The organism is Actinomadura luzonensis (assembly GCF_022664455.2).
GTDB lineage: Bacteria > Actinomycetota > Actinomycetes > Streptosporangiales > Streptosporangiaceae > Nonomuraea > Nonomuraea luzonensis.
The window spans coordinates 669,430-690,939 of the sequence record NZ_JAKRKC020000003.1; the positions used below are offsets into that span (position 1 = coordinate 669,430).

Here is a 21,510-nt window from a genome sequence, read left to right on the forward strand (position 1 = left end):
TCCTTTCTCACTTCACCTGATAACGCGTGACGACGACCCCGGTCGTGGACGTGACCGACTCCTCAAGCACAAGATCAGTACGGCCGCCGTCACCCGCGCCGAACAGCCGGGTACCCGTTCCCAGCACGACGGGATGGACCAGCAGGACGTACTCGTCGACCAGCCCGGCCGCGTGCAGCGAGCGCACCAACGCCCCGCTCCCGATCACCGTGATCACCCCGTCGACCTCGGCCTTCAACCGGGCGACGGTCTCGACCGCCTCGCCCGCCAACCGCGTCGAGTTGGGATAGGCGAGCTCGGCGCCCTCGTCACGGGTCACGACGTACTTGCGCTGCTTCAGGAGCGAGTCGGTGAACGGGTTGGGCTCGGCGACCGACGTCCAGTGCCGCAGCAGATCGTCGTACGACCGGTGCCCGAAAAGCAGCGCCGTGGTGCGGGCCATCCCCGACCCGGCCAACCGCCCGGTCACCTCGTCCGCGTACCCCACGCCCCAGCCGCCGTGCCGGAACCCGTCCCTGGTGTCCTCGTCCGCGCGCCCCGGACCCTGCATGACGCCGTCCAAGCTGACGCTCTCAAAGGCGCTGATGGTGCCCATCCCGCCACTCCTCGTCCCGTACCGGTGGAGCCGCCGTCCGCGGCCCGACACAGTGATGACGAGAACCGACCCCCCAAACAGACATCCCCACTAAAGGAAAAATCAGTGCCACCCAATCCCCGGAACACACCACGCCGACCAGCAGAACACCCCGCTGTCCACAGAACCCCGTTCACCCACCCGACCGAACGCCACCGCCCGCGAAACTCCCCACGTGCACCCCCACCCCACCTCTCCCGCCTACACCCCCTCGCAGGTCACCCCCAACCCCTCCTCCCATGACCCCGCACAGGACCCCGCCCACCACCCCTCAGGCGACACCCTCCGCTACTCCCCTCATGACACCTTCCGCCGCTCCCTTCGCGGAACCTCCCACCGCGCCTCTCGCGGCACCTACGCCCTCACCCTCCGCCCCTTCACCGCCCTCTTCCCCCTGCTACTGACGACCGCGTTCCTGGCCCTGCCCGCCTCCCCGGCCAGAGCCTCACCCCCCGACTGGCGCTGGCCCCTGACCGGCCACCCCCGCATCCTCAGACGCTTCACCCCGCCCCCGGAGCGCTGGCTCGCCGGCCACCGAGGCATAGACCTGGCCGCCCCACCCTTCACGCCAGTCCTGGCAGCAGGCGCAGGCACGATCCGCTTCGCCGGCCAGGTAGGCGGAAGGGGCGTAGTGACCATCGCCCACACCGACGGCCTACGCACCACCTACATGCCACTGACCCCCTCGGTGAAACGAGGCCAGACCATCACGCCAGGCACAGAGCTAGGCCTCCTGCAACCCACGAAGCCGCACTGCCAGGAGTCCTGCCTCCATTGGGGCCTCCTCCGCGGAGCCCGCTACCTGAACCCTCTCCTCCTCCTAGGCCAAGCCCCCATCCGCCTCCTCCCCCTCTGGCCCACCCCAGACCAGGCTCCATGGCCTACTCCGCACGACGCCCTCCGCCCAACCACCCCCCTCAACCAGATTCCATGGCTCCCCGCCAACAAGCCCCTCTGGCCCGAACCAACCCCAGACCACGTCCCCTGGCGCCCCCAGAACCAGCCCCTCCACCCCGCCCTGCGCCAAAACCCCCAACCAACCCCAAACCACCTCCTCCGCCTCACCCCAAACCAACCCATCGTGCAAGCAGCACCCGCCACTCCCCTCCCAGACGCCTCCGACATCACCGTCCCTTCATCACCAACACTGCCTCCGACCCCCAACCGCCGCTCCTCTTTCCAGCACCGCCCACTAGCGCCTTTCCCAAGGTCCTACAGCCTCAGCAAATCCACCGCCCTCGCAGACAAGACCACAATGGCGCTCCCTATCGCCCTACTGATCGCCTCGTGCTTTCTTCTGACCGCTCTGCGCCGCCATCGCAACCATTCCAACCGCCGCCAACGCCGTAGCCGAACGCCCCAAAACCCCTCTCCGCGAGCCCAGGGCGGCCGACACCGCAAAAGACGACAAGAAGCCCACAAAAGCGAAGGCAACCGAAGACACCGAAAAGGCCGCTCCACCCCCTCCTTCTGAATACCGAGACAGCCCTCCGCCTCAAAAGCGCAGGTGAAAGGTCCAACCACAACGGCAATGCGACAGGCAACGAACGCCGACGCCCAGACGGCAAAAGGCAAACTCACAGACAGAGGCCACGCCTTACGTAGCACGCCCTACGCAGACGGCGGCCAGCGGGCAGGACGGACAGCGGAAATAAGGCAGCGGCTGGTGGCATTGGGCGCCCGACACCGACCGCGGACAATGGTGAGCGTCGAGCACCGCGCAGCGAACTGATGACGGCATAGTCAAACCAGCAGAGCCTCACGCGAGAGCCGAACTACACCACCCGCGGGACGCGACCGGCGACCACACCAGGCGACGAGCGACGGATGGCCCAGCAACGAGCGACAGACGGCGAGCGGCCGGACGGCGAGCGGCCGGACGGCGAGCGGCCGGACGGCGAGCAAAAGCATCCAAGCAGGGACGGCGGCAGGCGGACAGTGAGCGCCAGACGCCGGGCGACGGGCGACAGGCCACCAGCGACCAGCGACCAGCGACCAGCGACCAGCGACGATACACTCGCCTACCCTGGCAACCACTCCCATTCGCCAAGCATCATTGCCATCCGGCCGGCGGACCCCGCAACCATTCCGCGGACATCACCGCCAGCCGTCCAACATCACCGCCCGCCCCTGCTCACGCCCGTGGATGCGCCTGCTTATACGCCGCCCGCAACCGCTCGATCGAAACATGCGTATAAATCTGCGTACTGTTCAGCGACGCATGCCCCAGAAGCTCCTGAACGCTACGCAAATCCGCCCCGCCCTCCAACAGGTGCGTAGCCGCACTGTGCCTCAGCCCGTGGGGCCCCATGTCCGGAGCGCCCTCCACCTGGGCCAGCCCCGCATGCACCACGCGCCGGACCGTCCCCGCGTCGATCCGCCCTCCCCGTACCCCGAGAAAGAGCGCCGCCCCTGACCCGGCCCGCACCCAGAGCGGCCGTCCGTGAATACACCACCGGTCCAGCGCCCGGAGCGCCGGCAAGCCAAAGGGCACCGACCGTTCCTTGCGCCCTTTTCCCATCACACGGATGACGTGCCGATCCCTGTCCACATCATCCACATCGAGCCCGCACAGCTCACTGACTCGGACGCCGGTGGCGTACAACAACTCTAGAATCGCTCGATCCCGCAATTCCTTGGGCTCAACGCCAGACGCAGCGTCCAAAACCTCCCGCGCCTGCTCCTGATCAAGCACGGTCGGCAGATCGCGGGGAGCTTTGGCACTGCCCAGCAGCAGCCCGGGATCCGCCCGCAGCCACCCCTCCCGATGACAGAACGCCGTGAAAGTACGCGCACAGGCCGCCCGTCGCGCCAGAGTAGCCCGCGCCTTCCCGGCATCGTGCTGTTGAGCGAGCCACTCCCGCAGCACACCGACGTCGAGTTCCTCAATGGGACCGCGTAGGTGGTCGAGCAGGCTGTTGACATCAACCAGGTACGCCCTGACCGTGTGCGGCGAAAGGTCCCGCTCAAAGCGCAGGTACCGCCCGAACGCCGCAACGACCTCATCCCTGCCCAAGCCCACCCCTCCAAGCACCATTCATCACACCGATCGTGCCACTCCCGCCCACCCCCAAACCCAAACCTCCGTCCACGACACAGCTTCACCATGATTCGTTATTCGTAGGACCAGGATTGGTGGACGGGGACGAAAAGGGGGCGGCACCAGAGAGCCCGATTCTTCCGCCAGGGCCTCCTCATCAACTAGGCGTACATCTGGTGGGCTGCACCTGCACCGGCCAGGTGCCTCAGAAGCGGGATCACTCCTTCGCGACAACCCTCCTGCTGCTCCATCCTCGCCAGAGGCGCGTGCTCCATCGTGCGTGCCGAAGGAGGCACGAGAGGTCTTCGTCCTGACCACGATCGCCGTCGACGACACGCACGTGTTCCGCTGCGGGAGGCTGTTCGTCCGTACCGTCGGTTCATAGTCTTCCTGGCTGGCATGTCGGCCGGTGAGGGTTGTCGCCCTGGTCGGGTTGGTTGTCGGGGATCGCACGGTTGTGATCGTGGTCTTCGAGGTCGTCCTCGTCCGGGAACGGCGGGTCCTGGGTCGGGTCCGAGTCGTCGTCCGCGCGCCGGGGCACGAGGGCTGCGGAGTCCGGGGCTTTGCGGTAGGACGTTGTTGTTTTGCGCAGGCGCCAGCCGTCCGTTGAGCGCTCTATGTAGCCGGCGGCGGCGAGGCCGCCCAAGGCGCTCAGCGCTTCTCCCAGACTCACGCCTGCCGCTACCGCGATCGACGCCGGCCCGGCCCCTCCCCGCGTGGGCACGGCGTCGAGCACCCGCTTGGTGGGGTCATTGAGCTTGTCGCGGGCGACCGCCGGAGGGCGGGAGTGCGAGGCCAGGTCGTCGCCCAGCACGCCGACGAGGTCGATCATCTCCTCCGGCGAGGTGACGCAGACTGCTTTGCGTTCGCGGAGGAGGCGGTGGCAGCCGGCGGACATGCGGGAGGTGACCGGGCCCGGTACGGCGGCCAGGTGGCGGTTGAGGGTGAGGGCGTGGGTGGCGGTGTTCAGGGCGCCGCTGCGCAGGGCGGCTTCCACTACCACCGTCCCGCGCGACAGGGCGGCGATCAGGCGATTTCTGATCAGGAAGCGGGCCCGGGTGGGGTGCACTCCCGGAGGGCATTCGCTGACGATCACTCCTTGCTTGCGCACGGCGGCGAAGAGGGCGTCATGGCTGCTCGGATAGCAGACGTCCACGCCGCAGGCCAGCACGACGACGGTCGGGCCGCCACTGGCCAGCGCTCCCTTGTGCGCGGCACTGTCCACGCCGAACGCGCCGCCCGACACGACGGTCCAGCCGGATTCGCCGAGGCCGACTCCGAATTCGGCCGCCATGTGCACGCCGTAGGCGCTGGCGGACCGGGCGCCTACCACGGCCACGGACTTCAGGCAGGAGAAGCGGAGGTCGGCTGTGCCGTGCAGCCAGAGGCCGAGGGGACGACTGGAGCCCAGTTGATCGAGCTGAGTGGGCCATTCGGCGTCTCCCGGGATGATCAGGCGAGCACCGGATGCGAGGCCGTTCTCGAGGTCGGCGATCGGGTTGGAGGCCGCCAGGCGGGCGTGCCAGGCGTTCAGGCGGGATATCAGGCTCTCTTGAGGGCGGTCGCGTTGCGTCGTCTCCTGGTGCGCGAAGTGCGGTGGGAGGCTTCGGTTGCGGATGGCCTCCACTGCTGCGGCTGCTCCGTAACGGGTGACCAGGCGGCCCATGAGTGGATCGCCGACATCCGCCGCGCGCATCAAGGCGGCTCGGGCTTCGTACTCGGCTCGGGGCTGAGAGGTGTCTGCTGCTGTTACTGCTGCTGTTGCAGTTTTGCCGGGTGATACGTCCTTTTGCCTTATCGCCGAGGCGGCTGTTGCGGGACGGGTCGATGCGGCCGTAGTCCTTGCGGTAGCCGTTGCCATGGGGTCGGTTGTTGGCGATGGAGCGGTTTCAGTGTTGCCGACGGCTTCGGGAGGAGGTGGTTGGCCGGGTCGGTGGTGAGGCGTGGGGATGACTGGTTCGGGCTCGTCTGGAAGGTGCGGATCAGTTGGCGGCGAGGCCGGGTGGTGACGCGATGGGAGGAGGGGCGGGGAGGTCCGGTTTGTTGGCGGGTGGCCTGTTGGGTCCTGGCCGACATGATGACTTGTCTCAAGCGGCTGGGGCTGGTTGCGCCTGCCTGTGGTGTGGGCGGTAGGCGGGGATTGGAGATCTGGAGGAGCTGAGTCGGGTGGGCTTGCTTTCGTTGAAGTTCCTGGTGGCGGGGTTCCTGGGGTTTGTGGTAGTGCGGGGCGGGGCTGTTGGGGGTGGGTGGACGGGAGAGAGCGGGGAGTGCCTTGGTGGCTGGTCGAGGAGGCTGGTCGGGGTGGGTGGGGGTGCTTGTCGGGGTTGGAAGGTGGTGTGGGGAGGGCGGAGGGAATGGGCATCAGGACGTCACTCCGAGCCAGAAGTGGAGGGCGGTGGTCGTTTCGTCTTCCTCGGGGCGGTCCTTGTCGGCCAGGTCGGCCAGGGTCCAGGAGACGCGTACGGCGCGGTCGAGGCCGCGGGCGGTCAGAGTGCCTGCGTCGAGGCAGGTGGTCATGGGCTTCATGGCCTCCGGCGACGGGCGGTAGTCGCTGTGGAGGACGGATGAGGGGATTTCGGCGTTGGTGCGCCATGGGGTGCCGCTGAGGCGTTTGGCGGCGCGTTCGCGAGCGGCCAGCACGCGTTCGGCCACCGTCGCGCTGGACTCCGTGAACTGCCGGTCGGCCATGAGCTCGCGGCGGGACGCGCGGGCCACGGTGACCTTCATGTCGATGCGGTCGAGGAGGGGACCCGAAAGTCTGCCCAGGTAGCGGCGCCTGGCTGTGGGGGAACACCTGCAGGTGTCGCCGTGCTCGTCGGTCTGGGCACACGGGCATGGGTTCGCGGCCAGGACCAGCATGAAGCGTGCCGGGAAGGTGACCGAACCCGCCGATCTCGACACCGTGACGCGGCCGGATTCCAGGGGCTGGCGCAGGGCGTCGAGGACGTGGCGGGGGAACTCCGGGGCCTCGTCCATGAACAGCACGCCCCGGTGGGCGAGGGAAACGGCCCCGGGCCGGACGATCGCGCTGCCGCCGCCGATGATCGCGGCCGAGGTCGCCGTGTGATGCGGGGAGACGAACGGCGGCCTGCTCATCATGGGGGCGCTGGGCGGCAGGACGCCCGCGACCGAGTGGATGGCCGTGACCTCCAGGGCGTGATCGAGCTCCAGGTCGGGGAGGAGCGTGGGGAGGCGTTCGGCCAGCATGGTCTTGCCGGTGCCGGGCGGGCCGAGCATCCACAGGTTGTGACCGCCGGCGGCGCAGACCTCCAGGGCCCGGCGGGCGACCGGCTGGCCGACGACGTCTGCGAGGTCGAGGGCTGGGTTCGTGGGCGGCGAGCAGGGCTCGGAATCATCTTCAGGGCCGGGCTCGGGAGCCTCCTCGTCGCCCTTGCGCAGCCATTCGACCAGCTGGCGGAGGCACGCCATGGGGATCACCTTGACGTCGGGAACCAGGGACGCTTCGGCGGAGTTCCCGGAGGGGACGACGATCGTGGCGTCTCCGTGCCTGGCGGCGCCGAGGACGGCGGGCAGGACGCCGCGTACCGGCCTGATGCGGCCGTCGAGACCCAGCTCGCCCAGGAAGAACGGGTCCGCGACGCGTTCGGCCGGGACCACACCGGCCGCGCCCAGGATCGCCATGGCTATGGCGAGGTCGAACTGCGAGCCGCGTTTGGGAAGGGTGGCTGGAAACAGGCTGACGATGATGCGGGCGTCGGGCCACGGGTACATGCTGTTGACCACTGCGGATCGCACCCGGTCGCGCGCCTCGCTCAGGGCCGTGTCGGGAAGGCCGATCAGGTGGATGCCCGCCAGGCCGTTGCCCACGTCGGCTTCGATCTCCACCGTGCGGCCGGTGACGCCCACGAGGGCGACGCTGCGGGTGCGGGCCACGGCCATCAGAACACTCCTCGCATGTGACGTAGGGCGAAGTCACCGGCGAAGCGTTCCAGGGCGACGACATCCACGCGGATGGCTTCGAAGGTGCGGGGCTGGGTGGCGAGCCACTGGGCGGCGAGCAGGCGGAGTCTGGAGAGCTTCCGGGGGTTCACCGACTCCAGGGCGGTGCCGTGGGATCTGCTGGAGCGGGTCTTGACCTCGACGACGATGAGGGTCGAGCCGTCTTCGGCGATGATGTCGATCTCGCCGTGGCGGCAGCGCCAGTTGCGGTCGATGATCTTCATGCCCTTGGCCTCCAGGTAGATGGCGGCCAGTTGCTCGCCCTGTTTGCCGAGTTCGTCCTTCTTGGCCATGTGGCGTTGCCTCCGGTCGGGTCGAGGTCATGAGGGGCCTGCGGGTTGGTGGGTGGGTGGGTGGCTTGTTTCGGTGGTGCAGACGCTGGGACTTCGGGACGTGCCGGGTCGACCTTGCCGGAGGCGGGGCGGGGGTCGTGGGGCCGAATGTGGTTCTGGGGATAGAGGTGTCGCGGGTGCGGGTGCCTGTGGATGACGGGGTGGGTGGGTGCGGCTTGGGGAGGCAGGGCGCAGGAAGTCACGGGCGAGCTGCGTCGGGGGTGGGGCGGCTACTTGCTGCGGTTCGCGGACTGTGGGCTGCGGGGTTGTGGCCGTCTCGTGGGAAGAGCTGCGGTAGGTGCCAAGGCCGTGTGAAGCGGTGCTGGGGCTTGTGGGGGCGCGGGTTGGGGCGGAGCGGGACGTGGCGGTCCGGAGCAGTGGCACCGCTGCTGGGGCGGTCGCCGACGGAGCACGGCGCACGGGACGCCGGTCCGAAGTGACGCAGGGGGCGAACGGGTACAGGGGGGTCTAAAGGACGCTGTGCAGGAGCAAGTCGCAGGATGCGGTACAGGAGCGCGGCGCGGATGCGGTGCAGGAGCGGCACGCAGGGACATCGTGCAGAGGCGCGGCGCATCGTGCAGAGGCGCGGCGCAGGGCATGGGCGAGGCAGGGCGGCGCGGTCTGGCCAGCGCATCGGCGGGGGGTGGCGCTGGCAAGGGGTGGCATGGACGCGAGAGCCAGACGGCAGTGGTCGCCGCACACCACAGGCCGGTTGAGAGCTTGCACAAGCGAATGGCGGAGGGCCAGAAGATGGACGGTCAAGGGCAGACGGCCAGAGGGGGGCCAGGAGCAGGCGGGAAGGCCGGCAGGGGGCGGACCGAGGACCGAAGGACGGGCAGAGGAGCGAGGGCGCGGTGCCCCGGCTGGTGCGGCGGGGTCAGGGGGCGCGGCGGGGAGCGGCCCAGCGAGAGCGGCCCAGCGAGGGCGGCCTGGCGGGGGCGGCCTGGCGGGGGCGAGGACAGGGGCGAGGACGGGGGCGAGGACGGGGGCGAGGACGGGGGCGAGGACGGGGGCGGAAGGAGAGACAGATAGGCAAAGAGAAAGACGGGCAAAGCGGCGCGGGGCGCGGGCTAAGGAGCGGAGGGCGGACCGGACGGTGGGTGTGTTGAGTGGTGGCTGTAGGACGAGCAGCAGGCCGCAAGGGTGAAGTGGAGACGGTTCTGTGCGGCCGAGGCTCCGCGGAAGTGGCCAGACGGACGGCTGCTGCGGCGGGATCTCATGCAGGACGTGGACGTGACTCGGCCTTGACGTCGGGCGGACGTGGGCAGAACGTCGCAGATGCCGAGCGTAGGTCGCTGGCCTCAGGCAGGGTGGCGCGGACGTCGGGCAGAAGGTCGCTGAGATCCAGAAGGTCGCTGACGTCCAGAAGGTCGCTGACGTCCAGAAGGTCGCTGACGTCCAGAAGATCGCTGACGTCCAGAAGATTGCTGACGTCAGGTAGGACGTCACAGATGTTGAGCGGAAGGGCCCCGGCGTCGCGCAGGACGTCGCAGACGTCGAACAGGAGGTTGCTGGCCTCAGGCAGCAGGTCGCGAACGTATGGCAGCAGGCCGTGAACGTGGAGCAAGAGATAGCGCACGTCTGGCCGGACGTCCTTCACCGCCGGCAGGAGGTCGATGACGCCCGCAGGAAATCGCTCACACGGACAAGAAGAGACCGCTCACAGCGGCAGAAGGCTGCTGGCCTCAGGCGGGACGTCGCTCACCCCAGCTGGGACCTCACGGAAAGCGGACAGGGCGTCGGATGGGCGGGTGGGGCCCGCGCAGGAGGGGGTCAGCCGGAGAAGCCCTCCTTCGGCATCTCCAGGTCAGCCTTGGCCAGTTCCTCCACGTTCACGTCCTTGAACGTGACCACCCGGACGTTCTTCACAAAACGCGCCGGCCGGTACATGTCCCACACCCACGCGTCCTGCATCTTGACGTCGAAGAAGACGTCGCCGTTCTCCGCGGTGCGGACGTCGAGGTCGACGGAGTTGGTCAGATAGAACCGCCGCTCGGTCTCCACCACATATGTGAACAAACCGACGACATCGCGGTATTCGCGGTAAAGCTGCAGCTCCATCTCGGTTTCGTACTTTTCGAGATCCTCTGCGCTCATCGCGGTCCTCCTGTCGTACCGGTCCCCCGGTTCGCCTGCTCAGGCAACCCCGGCCCCCATTTCATTCTCACCCATCTGCCTGGCCACCGTGACGAAGGAGTAACGGTGGTCCGGACACGGGCCGTGCGTTCCCAGCGCCAGCCGGTGCCCTGGGGTCACATACCCCTTGTGCTCGGCGAAACCGTACTGCGGGTAGCGCTCGTCGAGCGCCACCATCAGGCGGTCCCTGGTCACCTTGGCCACGATGGACGCGGCCGCCACGCACGCGGCCACCTGGTCCCCCTTCCACACGGCCAGCGACGGCGCGGGCAGCCCCGGAACGGGGAAACCGTCCGTCAGGATGTACTCCGGATCACAGGGCAACTGTGCGACGGCTCGCCGCATTCCCGAGACGTTGCACTTGTGAAGACCTTTGGCATCGATCTCCCCCGGCGGGATGATCACTACGCCTACGTGGGAGACGCGCATGATGCGCTCGTAGAGGTGTTCGCGCACGGCCGGCGTGAGGAGCTTGGAGTCGCCGAGGCCGTCGATCTGCTTGCGCAGCACGACGGCCGCGACCACGAGCGGCCCGGCGCAGGCGCCGCGGCCGGCCTCGTCGACGCCGGCGATCGGGGTGAGGCCGCGGCGGGCGAGCGCCCGCTCATAGGCGTAGAGCCCGGAATCGCGCCGGACGACGCTCGGTCGAGGGCGGAACGCAACTGTCATGACAGAGGCAGCGTACGCCCCATTCGCCGCAGCCCGCGACCGAAAGCACCTCTACTTGACGTTGTCGAAAATGTCGGGACGCGCGAAGAGGTAGCCGCGCGAGAGCGGCCAGTAGCGCACCACGGCCTTGCCGATCACGTCGTTCTCCGAGATGAAGCCCCCACCGGGCTCCTCCATGTGGGCCCGCGAGTCGGCCGAGGCGCTGCGGTGGTCGCCCATCAGCCACAGCTTGCCGGCCGGCACCGTGACGTCGAATTTATCGCCAGAGGCGAAATCTCCGGGGTGGAGATAGGACGTCTCGTCCAGCGCCGTGCCGTTGACGGTGATGCGCTTCTTGGCGTCGCAGCACTTGACGTGGTCGCCGCCGACGCCGATGACGCGCTTGATGGTGTCCTCGCCGTTCCAGCCCTTGAACACCACGATGTCGCCCCGCTCCGGCTTGCCCGCCAGCTTGTTGACGAACACGCGATCGTTGACGAGCAGGGTGTTCTCCATGGACACGGACGGGATGTAGAACGAGCCGACCACGAAGGCCTGCAGCAGCAGCGCGATGCCCACGCCGAGGACCAGGAGCAGCAGCGTCTCCCGGAAGCCGCCCTTCTTCTTCTCTTTGCCCACGCCCTCCGCCTTCTTGGTGACGGCCATCAACGCCTCCTCATGCGCCGGCGCCGACGGACCAGGACCAAGGGTACGGCCAGCCCGAACCCGGCGACCAGCGGCACCGACCCGCCGAGGGCCTGGAGCGCCGGCTGCGCGAAGGTGTCGGGAATGTCCAGCACAGTGGCCCGGTCGAACGGCCAGACGATGACGAAGGCGCGCCCGATGACCTGGCCCACAGGAATGGAGCCGCCGCCCGGGTCACCGGTGTGGGAGCGCGAGTCGAGCGACACCGACCGGTGGTCGCCCATCACCCACAGCCGCCCAGACGGGACGGTGATGTCGAAGAAGCGGTCGGAGGGCACGTTGCCCGGGTAGAGGTAGCTCTCCTCGTCGATGGGCGTGCCGTTGACCGTGATGCGGCCCTTGGAGTCGCAACACTTGACGTGGTCGCCGCCGACCCCGATGACGCGCTTGATGTAGTCCTTCTCGCCGGGGACGATGCCGAACGCCGTGCCGACCCACCGGAAGAAGCCCTCGACCGGGTTGGACGGCTCCTCGAGCTGGAACTCGCCGTCCCAGGAGTCGACGCCCGAGAAGACCACCACGTCGCCGCGCTCGATGTCGCGCGTGTGGTAGACGAGCTTGTTGACCAGCACCCTGTCGTTCTTCAGCAGGGTGTTCTCCATCGACTCGGACGGGATGTAGAACGCCTGGACCACGAACGTCTTGATGATCAGGGCGAGCACCACGGCCACCACGATCAGAACGGGAAGTTCTTTCCAGAACGACCCCTTCTTTTCCTTCTTTCCGCCCTTGGCCGGCTTCTGAGTCTCTTCCGCGACCACGTCCACCTCGTCCTCGACAGGGCGGCGCGTCGCGCCGTGCTCCTGGCTCTCGCTAGTCATCGCTGACGAGCCTAGATGATGCACCGGCTCGACAAGCCTCGACCGACGTTACACCCATGCACGGGTCGCTCCACATAAAAGAAACGCCGCCGTAAAACCGAAACGACCCGCGCCACCCGGGCACGGGTCGTTTCGGAAAGACGAGTCAAAGGCTCACTTGGCGGCCGTCGTCTCGCGCTTCTCGCGGATGCGGGCGGCCTTGCCGCGCAGGTCACGCATGTAGTAGAGCTTGGCGCGGCGGACGTCGCCACGGGTGGCGAGCACGATCTTCTCGATCACCGGGCTGTGCACGGGGAAGGTGCGCTCGACGCCGACGCCGTAGCTGACCTTGCGGACGGTGAAGGTCTCGCGGGCGCCGCTGCCCTGCCGGCGCAGCACGAAGCCCTTGAAGACCTGGATACGGGAGCGGTTGCCCTCGACGACGCGTACGTGGACCTCGAGCGTGTCACCGGGACGGAAGCCCGGGACGTCGCTGCGCAGGGTCGCCTTCTCGAGCTCCTGGATCTTCGTGTGCATGAGAGTCATTCCTCAAAGTCGGGGGCATGCGGAGGTCCACTCGGCCGAGCTCTGTCGAGAGAGCGCAGCAGCGAAGCGGACGCGCTTGCTGTCGTCAGGCCCGGGTCACTTCCGGGCATGCGCCACCAACCTCATGATGAGAGGCAGCGATTCAGTTTGCCACATCTTCCCGTTCGACGCGAAACGACAGCTCATCGAGCAGCTTCCTGTCGTGTTTGTCGAGCGTGTCCGGGTCGAGCGCCGCGGCCAGGTCGGGCCGGTTGCGGACGGTGCGCCGCAGCGCCTCGTCGCGCCGCCACCGGGCCACCTTGCCGTGGTGCCCGGACAGCAGCACGGCCGGCACCTCGTGGCCGCGCCAGACCGGCGGCTTGGTGTAGACGGGGCCCTCGACGAGGTTCCGCATGGAGCCGGGCGCGAAGGAGTCGTCGACGGCCGACTGCGCGTTGCCCAGCACGCCGGGCAGCAGCCGCCCCACCGCCTCCACCATGACCAGCACCGCGACCTCGCCGCCGGCCAGCACGTAGTCGCCGATGCTGACCTCGTCCACGCGCAGCCGGCCGCCGTACTCGGCCATGACGCGCGCGTCGATGCCCTCGTAGCGGCCGCAGGCGAACAGCAGCCACGGCTCGGCCGCCAGTTCCTGCGCCAGCTCCTGGGTGAAGGGCCGCCCGCTCGGCGTCGGCACGACGAACCTGGGTGAGCCGTCGCCCGAGGCGAGGACGTCGTCGATGGCCTCGCCCCACACCTCGGGCTTCATCACCATGCCGGGACCGCCCCCGTAGGGCGTGTCGTCCACCGTCTTGTGCACGTCGTGCGCCCAGTCGCGCAGCTGGTGGACCCGCACGTCGAGGGTGCCGCGCCCGCGCGCCTTGCCGATGAGGGAGACGTCCAGCGGCGCGAAGTACTCGGGGAAGATCGAGATGATGTCGAGCCGCATCAGAGCAGGCCCTCCGGCGGGTCCACGACCAGCCGGCCGCCCGCCACGTCCACCTCGGGCACCAGCGCCTTGACGAACGGGATCAGCGCGTCCTCCTGCCCCTTGCGGCGCACCACGAGGAGGTCCTGGCCGTGGTGCAGGACGTCCTCCACCTCCCCCACGGGCTCGCCGGAGACGGTCTCGACGGCGAGGCCGATGAGCTGGTGGTCGTGGAACTCGTCGGGGTCGTCGGAGGGCTCGACCTCGGCCGAGTCGATGACGAGCATGGTGCCCCGCAGCTCCTCGGCGGCGTCGCGGCCGATCACGCCTTCGAACGACAGCAGCAGGATGTCCTTGTGCCAGCGGCGGCCGGCGACCACGAGGGGGCCCCGGCCTGCGGGGTCGGTGGCGAGGGACGCGCCGGCGGCGAAGCGCCGCTCGGGCTCGTCCGTGCGCACCTCGACGGTGACCTCGCCCCGAACGCCGTGCGGGCGGCCTATCCGGCCGACGACCAACTGCACGAATGTGCCCTTTCCAACGTCTCCAACGCGGCGCGCCCCCACCGGTCGGCGGACCGATGAGGGCGCGGAAAACCTGACGCTAACGGACTGCTTCGTTCAGGTCGAGCAGATCGACCCGCACGTACTTCCCGTCGGCCAGGGCGTTCACGACCGTGCGCAGCGCCTTGGCGGTGCGCCCGCCGCGACCGATGACCTTGCCCAGGTCCTCGGGGTGCACCCGGACCTCCAGGACGCGCCCGCTGCGGATGCGGCGTGCGCGGACCCGGACATCGTCGGGATGTTCGACGATGCCCTTCACGAGGTGCTCGAGAGCCTCCTCGAGCACGTCAGGCCTCGCCCTCGGTCGGGGTCTCGGCGGGGGCCTCGGACTCGTCCTTCTTCTTGGACCTGCGCGGCGTGGTGGCGGCCGTGCCGGTGTCGCCACCGGACAGGGCCTCCTTGGCCGCGGCCTCGTAGAGGGCGTGCCGGTCGGCCTTGGGCTCGGCGACCTTGAGCGGCGCCGGGGCGGCCTCGCCCTTGAACTTCTGCCAGTCGCCGGTGAGCTTGAGCAGCTTCAGCACCGGCTCGGTCGGCTGGGCGCCGACCCCCAGCCAGTAAGCCGCACGCTCGGCGTCGACCTCGATGCGCGAAGGCTCTTCCTTCGGGTGGTACAGGCCGATCTCCTCGATCGCCCGGCCGTCACGCTTGGTGCGGCTGTCGGCGACGACGATACGGTACTGCGCGTTGCGGATCATGCCGAGCCGCTTGAGCTTGATCTTGACTGCCACGGGTGTGGTCTCTCCTGCATTCGAGCGTGGGTGAGCGGCGCCGCGCCGAGTGGGGCACGACAGGACGACGCTCCAGGGACAGGCGTGGCCGGCGAGACGGTGAGAGGGCGCCCACCTGGTCACGGTGTTCCAACATGCCATTGTGCCAGATCGCCGTCACTGCCCACGACCACACGCGGAAGGACGCGCAAAGCCCCGGCAACGATCGAGGCGGCAGCCGAAAGGGAGGCGGTGGCGGCGGGAGGAAGCCCGCGGCCGGGCCGGCGGCCCGGCCGGGCGGCTACTTCTGGCCGGGCAGCTTGAGCTTGGACGGGTCGAAGCCGGGCGGCAGCTCCAGCCCCGGCGGCAGCTTGCCGTGCAGGTTGCCCAGCATGCCCCCCGGCTTGGGCGCCTGCGCCTCGCCGTCTCCGGAGCCCGCGCCGGCCGCCGACTTCTCCAGCGCCGCCTTGCGCGGGTCGCCGCTGACGCGCCGGCCCTTCTTGTTCTTCTTCTGCTGCTTGGCCGCCTTGCCCCGGCCGCCCGGCATGCCGGGGATGCCCATGCCGCCCGCGACCCGCTTCATCATCTTCTGGGCCTCGAAGAAGCGGGTGACGAGGTTGCTGACCGCGCTGACCGTGACGCCGGAGCCGGCCGCGATGCGGGCGCGGCGGGAGCCGTTGATGATCTTCGGGTCCTGGCGCTCGGCCGGGGTCATCGAGCGGATGATCGCGGCGATGCGGTCGAGGTCGCGGTCGTCGATGGCGTTGAGCTGGTCGCGCATCTGGCCCATGCCGGGCATCATGCCGAGCAGGTTCTTGATGGGGCCCATCTTCTGGACCATCATCATCTGCTCGAGGAAGTCGTCCAGCGTGAAGTTCTCGCCCGAGGTGAGCTTGCCCGCCATCTTGGCGGCCTGCTCCTCGTCGAACGTCTTCTGGGCCTGCTCGATCAGGGTGAGGATGTCACCCATGTCGAGGATGCGGGAGGCCATGCGGTCGGGGTGGAAGGCGTCGAAGTCTTCCAGCTTCTCGCCGGTGGAGGCGAACATGATCGGCCGGCCGGTGATGTGCCGCACCGACAGGGCCGCGCCGCCGCGGGCGTCGCCGTCGAGCTTGGTGAGCACGACGCCGTCGAAGCCGACGCCCTCCATGAACGCCTGCGCCGTGGTGACGGCGTCCTGGCCGATCATGGCGTCGACGACGAACAGGACCTCGTCGGGCCGCACCGCGTCGCGGATGTCGGCGGCCTGCTTCATCATCTCCTGGTCGATGCCGAGGCGGCCGGCGGTGTCGATGATGACGATGTCGTGCTGCAGCCGCCTGGCCTCGTCGATGGAGCGGCGGGCCACGCCGATCGGGTCGCCGACGCCGTTGCCCGGCTCGGGCGCGTAGACGGCGACCTGGGCCCGCTCGCCGACGACCTGGAGCTGCTGGACGGCGTTGGGCCGCTGGAGGTCGGCGGCGACCAGCATGGGCGCGTGGCCCTGCTCGCGCAGCCACTTGGCCAGCTTGCCCGCCAGGGTCGTCTTGCCGGCGCCCTGCAGGCCCGCCAGCATGATGACGGTCGGCGGCGTCTTGGCCAGGCGGAGCCTGCGGGTCTCGCCGCCGAGGATCTCGATCAGCTCGTCATTGACGATCTTGACGACCTGCTGCGCCGGGTTGAGCGCCTGGGAGACCTCGGCCCCGCGGGCGCGCTCCTTGACCTGGGCGACGAACGCCTTGACCACCGGGAGCGCGACATCGGCCTCCAGCAGGGCGATGCGGATCTCCCGGGTGGTGGCGTCGATGTCGGCATCGGACAGCCGGCCCTTGGATCGGAGGGAGGAGAATACCGATGTGAGGCGGTCGGAAAGCGTCTCGAACACGTGGTTGGCCAGTCCTCGAAGCGAATGAACGTCTAAGACTCCAGCCTAGCCGCTTCCCTAGCCGCTCCAGCCTGGCACGGCCATGCGAACCGTGAGAGCGTGCTCGACCAGGTTGATCAGAGCGCCCTTGACGGAGTCCTTGGAGCGGGCGTCCAGCCGGACCATCGGGATGTGCGGGGCCAGGGTGAGCGCGTCGCGCACCTCGCCGTCGCTGTGCGGGTACTGCCCGTCCCAGCCGTTGATGCCGACGATGAACGGCAGCTGCGCCTCTTCGAAGTAGTCGATGGCCGGGAAGCTGTCGGCCAGCCGGCGGGTGTCCACCAGCACCACCGCGCCGATCGCGCCGCGCACGAGGTCGTCCCACATGAACCAGAACCGGTGCTGCCCGGGCGTGCCGAACAGGTACAGGATCAGGTCACGGTCCAGCGAGACGCGGCCGAAGTCCATGGCCACGGTCGTCGTCGACTTCAGCGGCGTCATGCCCAGGTCGTCGATGCCGGCGGAGGCGTCGGTCATGACCGCCTCCGTGGTCAACGGCATGATCTCCGACACCGCGCCGACGAACGTCGTCTTGCCGACGCCGAAGCCCCCGGCCACGACGATCTTCGTCGAGGTCAGGCCGGGGCTAGAGCCTGCGAAGTCCACTGAGCACCCTTTCCAGGAGGCTGACGTCCGGTCTACCACCCGATTCCAGCTGCGGCTGGTGCACTCGTACGAGGCCCTCGGCCGCCATGTCCGCGATCAGAACACGCACCACGCCGAGCGGTATCCGCAGCAGCGCCGACACCTCCGCCACCGACCTGACCTGCAGGCAGAGCTGGCTGATCGCCTTGTACTCCGGCGTGATGTGGGAGAACTCCCGGTGCTCGGCGGTCGCCGAGGACACCAGGGCCTCCATCGCCAGCTTGACCTTGGGCGCGGTGCGCCCGCCGGTGACGGCGTAGGGCCGCACCGGCGAGGCGGGGTCGGCGGCGGTGGGCTGGGGCGGCGGCGGGGGCTCCCATCCGCCGCTGTTCCAGCCTCCGCTGTTCCACGTGGGGTTCGTCATTCCATCACCTGGTCTGGCTGGCACGCAGCTCCGCGCGCACAGCCGGGGTCAGCACCTGCCCGGCGCGGTCAACCATGAGCGTCATCTGGTACGCCACCAGACCCATGTCACAGTCGGGGGCGGCCAGGACCGCCAGGCACGAGCCGTCGCTGATCGACATGATCAGCATCAGGCCCCGGTGCATCTCCACGATCGTCTGATTGACGGCTCCGCCCTCGAAGACCCTGGCCGCGCCCTGCGTCAGGCTCACCAGGCCGGAGGCGATGGCGGCCAGCTGGTCGGCCCGGTCGGGCGGGAATCCGGCCGAGGCCGCGAGCGGCAGCCCGTCGGACGAAACCACCACCGCGTGCGCGACCCCGGGAACGGTACTGACGAAGTCGGTGATCAACCAGTCAACCCCGCGTGCCGCGTGGCTCAGGTCGTTCACGCGCCCTCCTCCCTGCTGTCACTCCTGGGGCCGGACCCGTACGTCCTGCCCTCGCTGATGTCATCGCGTGCCGCCCGGAAGCCCTGCTGGAAGCTGGACAGGCGGCTGCGCACCCGGTCCGGGGAGACGGCCGGCATGGGCGCGACGCCCTTCGGGGCCGAGACGGTGTCGGCCGAGCCGGGCACCAGGTTGGCCTTGGGCACCCGCTTGGGCAGCCCGGCGGCCGTCGCCCCGTCGCGGACCGGCTCGACCACGGCCTTGGCCGCGCTCCAGCCCTCGTCCGCCTTGCTGGAGCCCCAGGTGGCGGCGGCGGCGTCGGAGCCGTGCTCGAACCAGGCCGACTCGACCGAGGCGAAGATCGGCAGGTACTCGTCCCCCGACGTGGCCGGCTTGACCACGGGGATCGGGCCCGTGGCGGCCGACTCGGTCTCGGGGAAGTCGAAACGCGGCGCGGGGCCCGCCTGCTGCTGCGCGGGGCCGCGCGTCCACGGGCTGGGCTCCTCGGCGGGGGCGCGGGTCCAGGGCGACGGCTCCTCCGGCACGGCGCCCCGGCGCGGCAGCGCCGTGGTCTCGCCGGTCACCGGGCCGCGCGAGGAGACCCACACGTCCGAGGAGGGGGCGGAGTTGCCGGCCATCCAGTTGCCGGTCCCGGCACCAGCGCCGACGCCGTTGCCGCCGCCCGGCCCCATGCCGCCGCCCATGCCGCCGCCCATGCCGCCGCCCATGCCGCCGCCCATGCCGTTGCCCATGCCGTTGTCCGAGGGCCACTGCGGGGCCGACGACCACGGGGAGCCGGCCGCGGCGGGCTCCGCCGACGGGTACGACGGGTAGGACGGATGCCCAGGGCCGAGCTGGTAGGACGACGGCGGCCAGCCGCCGCCGGCGGCCGCGGGCTGCGGCGAGGGGAACTCCTGCGACGCCGGCCCGGCGCCCGCCCCCGCGGGGGTGGAGCCGGAGTACGACGGCGCCTGCGCGCCGAGCAGCGACTCGGGGATGAGCACCATGGCGGTCAGGCCGCCCGAGCCGTGCGGGCGGAGCTGCACCCGGATGCCGTGGCGGTGCGCCAGGCGGGCGACCACGAACAGGCCCATGCGGCGGGACACCGACACGTCCACGGTGGGGGCGCTGGCCAGCCGGTCGTTGGCCTGAGCCAGCTCCTCGGCGGTCATGCCGATGCCGGAGTCGCTGATGGAGAGCATGATGCCGCCGCCGTCGATCCGGCTGCCGGAGACGGGGACGCGGGTCTCGCGGGGCGAGAACGACAGCGCGTTCTCGATCAGCTCGGCCAGCAGGTGGATGACGTCGTTGACGGCCTGGCCGGCGATGGCGACGCCCTCGGGCACCTCCAGCACGACCCGCTCGTAGTTCTCGACCTCCGACAGCGAGGCGCGGGCCACGTCCACCAGCTTGACCGGCTGGCTCCAGCGGCGCGGCGGCTCCTGGCCGGCGAGCACCAGCAGGTTCTCGCTGTTGCGCCGCATACGGGTGGCCAGGTGGTCCAGCTTGAACAGGTTGCTGAGCCGCTGCTCGTCCTGCTCGCCCTGCTCCAGCCCGTCGATCAGGGTGATCTGCCGCTCCACCAGCGTCTGGCTGCGCCGCGACAGGTTCACGAACATCGCGTTGACGTTGGCCCGCAGCTTGGACTCCTCGCCCGCCAGGCGGACCGCCTCGCGGTGGACCTCGTCGAAGGCCCGCGCCACTTCACCGATCTCGTCCCTGGAGTTGATCTCGATGGGCGGCACGCGGAGCTGCTCGGGGCTGACGTCGCTCTCGCGGAGCTGGCGGACCAGGTCGGGCAGCGTCTGGCCGGCGATCTTCAGGGCGTCGCCGCGCAGCCGGCGCAGCGGGCGGACCAGCGAGCCGGCCATGACGGCGGTGATCGCGAGGACCAGGATCAGCAGGCCGACGACGATCGCGATGTTGATCGCGGCGAGCTGCCGGTCGGCGCCCGCGACGTCGGTGCTCCGGGTGGCGACCTGCACGCCCAGGGTCTTCTGGACCTGGTGGAGGCGGTTGACGGTCTCGCCGATGGAGTCGAACCAGAGGTTGGCGTCGTCGTTGCCGGCGTCGAGGCGGCGCAGGTAGCGGGTGCCGGTGACGTTGTTGCTGGCGGCCACGCCGACCGCGTTGTTGTGCAGCAGGACGGCGCGGTCGATGAAGAACTCGGCGCGGCCGATCTTGAGGTTCGCGACCGTGTCGTCGAACATCTGGCGCTGCTGGAGGGTGGCGGCGGAGCGGAAGGCCGCCCGCTCGCTGTTGCGCTTGGACCCGGCGTCGAGGAACGCGTTGAACTCGGTCTCCTCGAACGAGCCGCGGGCCAGCGCGATGGCCAGCAGCGCGCGCTGCTTGGAGGCCTCCTCCTCGGCGCGGGCGATGGAGCGGAGGGCGGCGGCGGTGGAGATGAGCTGCTCGTCCGTCGCGCCCTGGGCCAGCTCGTCGTAGAGCTGCAGCAGCTCGGCGATGGTCTCGGAGTACTTCTCCATCGTGGGCAGCGGCGGGAGCTGCGTCTTGGTCACCGTCTCGCGCAGCGAGCGGAGCTGCGAGAGGCGGACCCTGATGCGGTCCAAGGACCTGCGGCCGATGTCGGACAACGACGACTCGGTGGTCTTGGCGCTGGAGAGCACCCGGTTGACGCTGACGTCCACGATGCCCTGCTGGCCGGTGAGCCGGTCGAGCTCGGAGCCGGAGCGGCCGGAGGCGACGTAGCGGCTGGCCAGGTCGCGTTCGAGGCCGAGGTCGCGCGACAGCTCGGCGACCTGGGTGATGAGCGTGTTGACCTCGCCCACGATCTGGTACTGCTGCGCGCTGGCGATCGAGCTCGTGACGCGGAGCGCGCCCAGCACGACGGCCACGATCGTGGGGATGGCGATGAGGGCGATGAGGCGGGTTCGTACACGCCAGTTGCGCAGCGCGAGCGAGCTGCCCGCCTTGGGCAGCTGAACCTCTGGCACCTCGCCGCCCGCTGACTTTTCGGGCACGTCCGGGGCCCTACCACGACCGGCGTCGGTCGTTGTTGTCCTCACTGGTGGCAACCTCTCGCCATGGCCTGCTTTAGGGGGGTCTCAGCGGCTTCGTCTCTCGGACGATTGATCGCAGGCAAGTTCGAGGCCCAATTTGAGCACAAACCTCATACTTCAGCCAACGTATCGCCGGTTTTCAAACGCTCCAAATCACACATTGTTCACATGGCAAGCTC

21 protein-coding genes are annotated in these 21,510 nt (G+C 69.5%); 1 reads left to right on the forward strand and 20 read right to left on the reverse strand.

What is annotated here, in order from left to right; all coding sequences use genetic code 11:
* Positions 1-7 precede the first annotated feature (7 nt).
* A complete protein-coding gene (locus tag MF672_RS48115; RefSeq protein ID WP_242374514.1) occupies positions 8-595 on the reverse strand; it encodes a dihydrofolate reductase family protein in 588 nt (195 codons plus the stop codon).
* A 214-nt stretch (positions 596-809) separates the two neighbouring features.
* On the opposite strand from MF672_RS48115, the gene MF672_RS48120 reads away from it, so the two are divergent.
* Positions 810-2,108 carry a M23 family metallopeptidase gene (locus tag MF672_RS48120; RefSeq protein ID WP_242374515.1) on the forward strand — a complete coding sequence of 433 codons (1,299 nt, stop codon included), beginning with the start codon at positions 810-812 and terminating at the stop codon, positions 2,106-2,108.
* Between the two features lie 660 nt (positions 2,109-2,768).
* On the opposite strand, the gene MF672_RS48125 is transcribed toward MF672_RS48120, so the two are convergent.
* The 19 genes from MF672_RS48125 to MF672_RS48215 all read right to left on the reverse strand — a co-directional run bounded on the left by MF672_RS48125 (position 2,769) and on the right by MF672_RS48215 (position 21,292).
* Positions 2,769-3,650 carry a tyrosine recombinase XerC gene (locus MF672_RS48125; RefSeq protein ID WP_407654820.1) on the reverse strand — a complete coding sequence of 294 codons (882 nt, stop codon included), beginning with the start codon at positions 3,648-3,650 and terminating at the stop codon, positions 2,769-2,771.
* 403 nt (positions 3,651-4,053) lie between these two features.
* Positions 4,054-5,370, reverse strand: coding sequence for a DNA-processing protein DprA (gene dprA / locus MF672_RS48130; RefSeq protein ID WP_308210677.1), 1,317 nt, complete (start codon positions 5,368-5,370; stop codon positions 4,054-4,056).
* 665 nt (positions 5,371-6,035) lie between these two features.
* Entirely contained in the window at positions 6,036-7,574 is a 1,539-nt protein-coding gene (locus MF672_RS48135; protein ID WP_242374519.1) for a YifB family Mg chelatase-like AAA ATPase, read from the reverse strand.
* Positions 7,574-7,927, reverse strand: coding sequence for a YraN family protein (locus tag MF672_RS48140; RefSeq protein WP_242374520.1), 354 nt, complete (start codon positions 7,925-7,927; stop codon positions 7,574-7,576). Before MF672_RS48140 ends, MF672_RS48135 begins: the two co-directional genes overlap by 1 nt.
* 1,255 nt (positions 7,928-9,182) lie before the next feature.
* Positions 9,183-9,545 carry a hypothetical protein gene (locus MF672_RS48145; RefSeq protein WP_247815800.1) on the reverse strand — a complete coding sequence of 121 codons (363 nt, stop codon included), beginning with the start codon at positions 9,543-9,545 and terminating at the stop codon, positions 9,183-9,185.
* Between the two features lie 194 nt (positions 9,546-9,739).
* Positions 9,740-10,063, reverse strand: a complete 324-nt coding sequence (locus MF672_RS48150) for a DUF2469 domain-containing protein (protein ID WP_026215037.1) — start codon at positions 10,061-10,063, stop codon at positions 9,740-9,742.
* Between the two features lie 39 nt (positions 10,064-10,102).
* Positions 10,103-10,771 carry a ribonuclease HII gene (locus tag MF672_RS48155; RefSeq protein WP_242374522.1) on the reverse strand — a complete coding sequence of 223 codons (669 nt, stop codon included), beginning with the start codon at positions 10,769-10,771 and terminating at the stop codon, positions 10,103-10,105.
* Positions 10,772-10,822: 51 nt separating this feature from the next.
* Positions 10,823-11,416, reverse strand: coding sequence for a signal peptidase I (gene lepB, locus MF672_RS48160; protein ID WP_242374523.1), 594 nt, complete (start codon positions 11,414-11,416; stop codon positions 10,823-10,825).
* A complete protein-coding gene (gene lepB, locus MF672_RS48165; protein WP_247815801.1) occupies positions 11,416-12,276 on the reverse strand; it encodes a signal peptidase I in 861 nt (286 codons plus the stop codon). The genes lepB (MF672_RS48160) and lepB (MF672_RS48165) overlap by 1 nt, the downstream gene beginning before the upstream one ends.
* Before the next feature lie 153 nt (positions 12,277-12,429).
* Positions 12,430-12,792: a 50S ribosomal protein L19 gene (gene rplS, locus MF672_RS48170; protein WP_242374525.1), complete on the reverse strand. Its 363-nt coding sequence runs from the start codon at positions 12,790-12,792 to the stop codon at positions 12,430-12,432.
* A 151-nt stretch (positions 12,793-12,943) separates the two neighbouring features.
* The gene (gene trmD, locus MF672_RS48175) at positions 12,944-13,729 is read right to left on the reverse strand and encodes a tRNA (guanosine(37)-N1)-methyltransferase TrmD (protein WP_242374527.1); all 786 of its coding nucleotides are present in this window, start codon (positions 13,727-13,729) and stop codon (positions 12,944-12,946) included.
* Entirely contained in the window at positions 13,729-14,229 is a 501-nt protein-coding gene (gene rimM / locus MF672_RS48180; RefSeq protein WP_242374528.1) for a ribosome maturation factor RimM, read from the reverse strand. Before rimM ends, trmD begins: the two co-directional genes overlap by 1 nt.
* Before the next feature lie 79 nt (positions 14,230-14,308).
* Positions 14,309-14,554, reverse strand: coding sequence for an RNA-binding protein (locus MF672_RS48185; protein WP_125631367.1), 246 nt, complete (start codon positions 14,552-14,554; stop codon positions 14,309-14,311).
* 1 nt (position 14,555) lies between these two features.
* Positions 14,556-14,996 (reverse strand): 30S ribosomal protein S16, encoded by a 441-nt coding sequence (rpsP, locus tag MF672_RS48190; protein ID WP_242374529.1) that lies wholly within the window; start codon positions 14,994-14,996, stop codon positions 14,556-14,558.
* A 280-nt stretch (positions 14,997-15,276) separates the two neighbouring features.
* Positions 15,277-16,839, reverse strand: coding sequence for a signal recognition particle protein (gene ffh / locus MF672_RS48195; protein ID WP_242374530.1), 1,563 nt, complete (start codon positions 16,837-16,839; stop codon positions 15,277-15,279).
* Between the two features lie 57 nt (positions 16,840-16,896).
* A complete protein-coding gene (locus tag MF672_RS48200) occupies positions 16,897-17,457 on the reverse strand; it encodes a GTP-binding protein (RefSeq protein WP_219495644.1) in 561 nt (186 codons plus the stop codon).
* Positions 17,458-17,464: 7 nt separating this feature from the next.
* A complete protein-coding gene (locus tag MF672_RS48205) occupies positions 17,465-17,887 on the reverse strand; it encodes a DUF742 domain-containing protein (protein ID WP_242384157.1) in 423 nt (140 codons plus the stop codon).
* A gap of 4 nt (positions 17,888-17,891) precedes the next feature.
* The gene (locus MF672_RS48210) at positions 17,892-18,314 is read right to left on the reverse strand and encodes a roadblock/LC7 domain-containing protein (RefSeq protein WP_242384156.1); all 423 of its coding nucleotides are present in this window, start codon (positions 18,312-18,314) and stop codon (positions 17,892-17,894) included.
* On the reverse strand, positions 18,311-21,292 hold the full coding sequence (locus MF672_RS48215) for a sensor histidine kinase (RefSeq protein ID WP_247815802.1): 2,982 nt from the start codon (positions 21,290-21,292) through the stop codon (positions 18,311-18,313). The genes MF672_RS48210 and MF672_RS48215 overlap by 4 nt, the downstream gene beginning before the upstream one ends.
* Between the last annotated feature and the right edge of the window lie 218 nt (positions 21,293-21,510).

What these genes read in the sequence shown, in the direction of transcription:
- MF672_RS48115 (WP_242374514.1), bottom strand. Translation starts at nt 595, where the DNA reads ATGGGCACCATCAGCGCCTTTGAGAGCGTCAGCTTGGACGGCGTCATG.
- dprA (WP_308210677.1), bottom strand. Translation starts at nt 5,370, where the DNA reads ATGCGCGCGGCGGATGTCGGCGATCCACTCATGGGCCGCCTGGTCACC.
- MF672_RS48135 (WP_242374519.1), bottom strand. Translation starts at nt 7,574, where the DNA reads ATGGCCGTGGCCCGCACCCGCAGCGTCGCCCTCGTGGGCGTCACCGGC.
- MF672_RS48140 (WP_242374520.1), bottom strand. Translation starts at nt 7,927, where the DNA reads ATGGCCAAGAAGGACGAACTCGGCAAACAGGGCGAGCAACTGGCCGCC.
- MF672_RS48150 (WP_026215037.1), bottom strand. Translation starts at nt 10,063, where the DNA reads ATGAGCGCAGAGGATCTCGAAAAGTACGAAACCGAGATGGAGCTGCAG.
- MF672_RS48155 (WP_242374522.1), bottom strand. Translation starts at nt 10,771, where the DNA reads ATGACAGTTGCGTTCCGCCCTCGACCGAGCGTCGTCCGGCGCGATTCC.
- lepB (WP_242374523.1), bottom strand. Translation starts at nt 11,416, where the DNA reads ATGGCCGTCACCAAGAAGGCGGAGGGCGTGGGCAAAGAGAAGAAGAAG.
- lepB (WP_247815801.1), bottom strand. Translation starts at nt 12,276, where the DNA reads ATGACTAGCGAGAGCCAGGAGCACGGCGCGACGCGCCGCCCTGTCGAG.
- rplS (WP_242374525.1), bottom strand. Translation starts at nt 12,792, where the DNA reads ATGCACACGAAGATCCAGGAGCTCGAGAAGGCGACCCTGCGCAGCGAC.
- trmD (WP_242374527.1), bottom strand. Translation starts at nt 13,729, where the DNA reads ATGCGGCTCGACATCATCTCGATCTTCCCCGAGTACTTCGCGCCGCTG.
- MF672_RS48205 (WP_242384157.1), bottom strand. Translation starts at nt 17,887, where the DNA reads ATGACGAACCCCACGTGGAACAGCGGAGGCTGGAACAGCGGCGGATGG.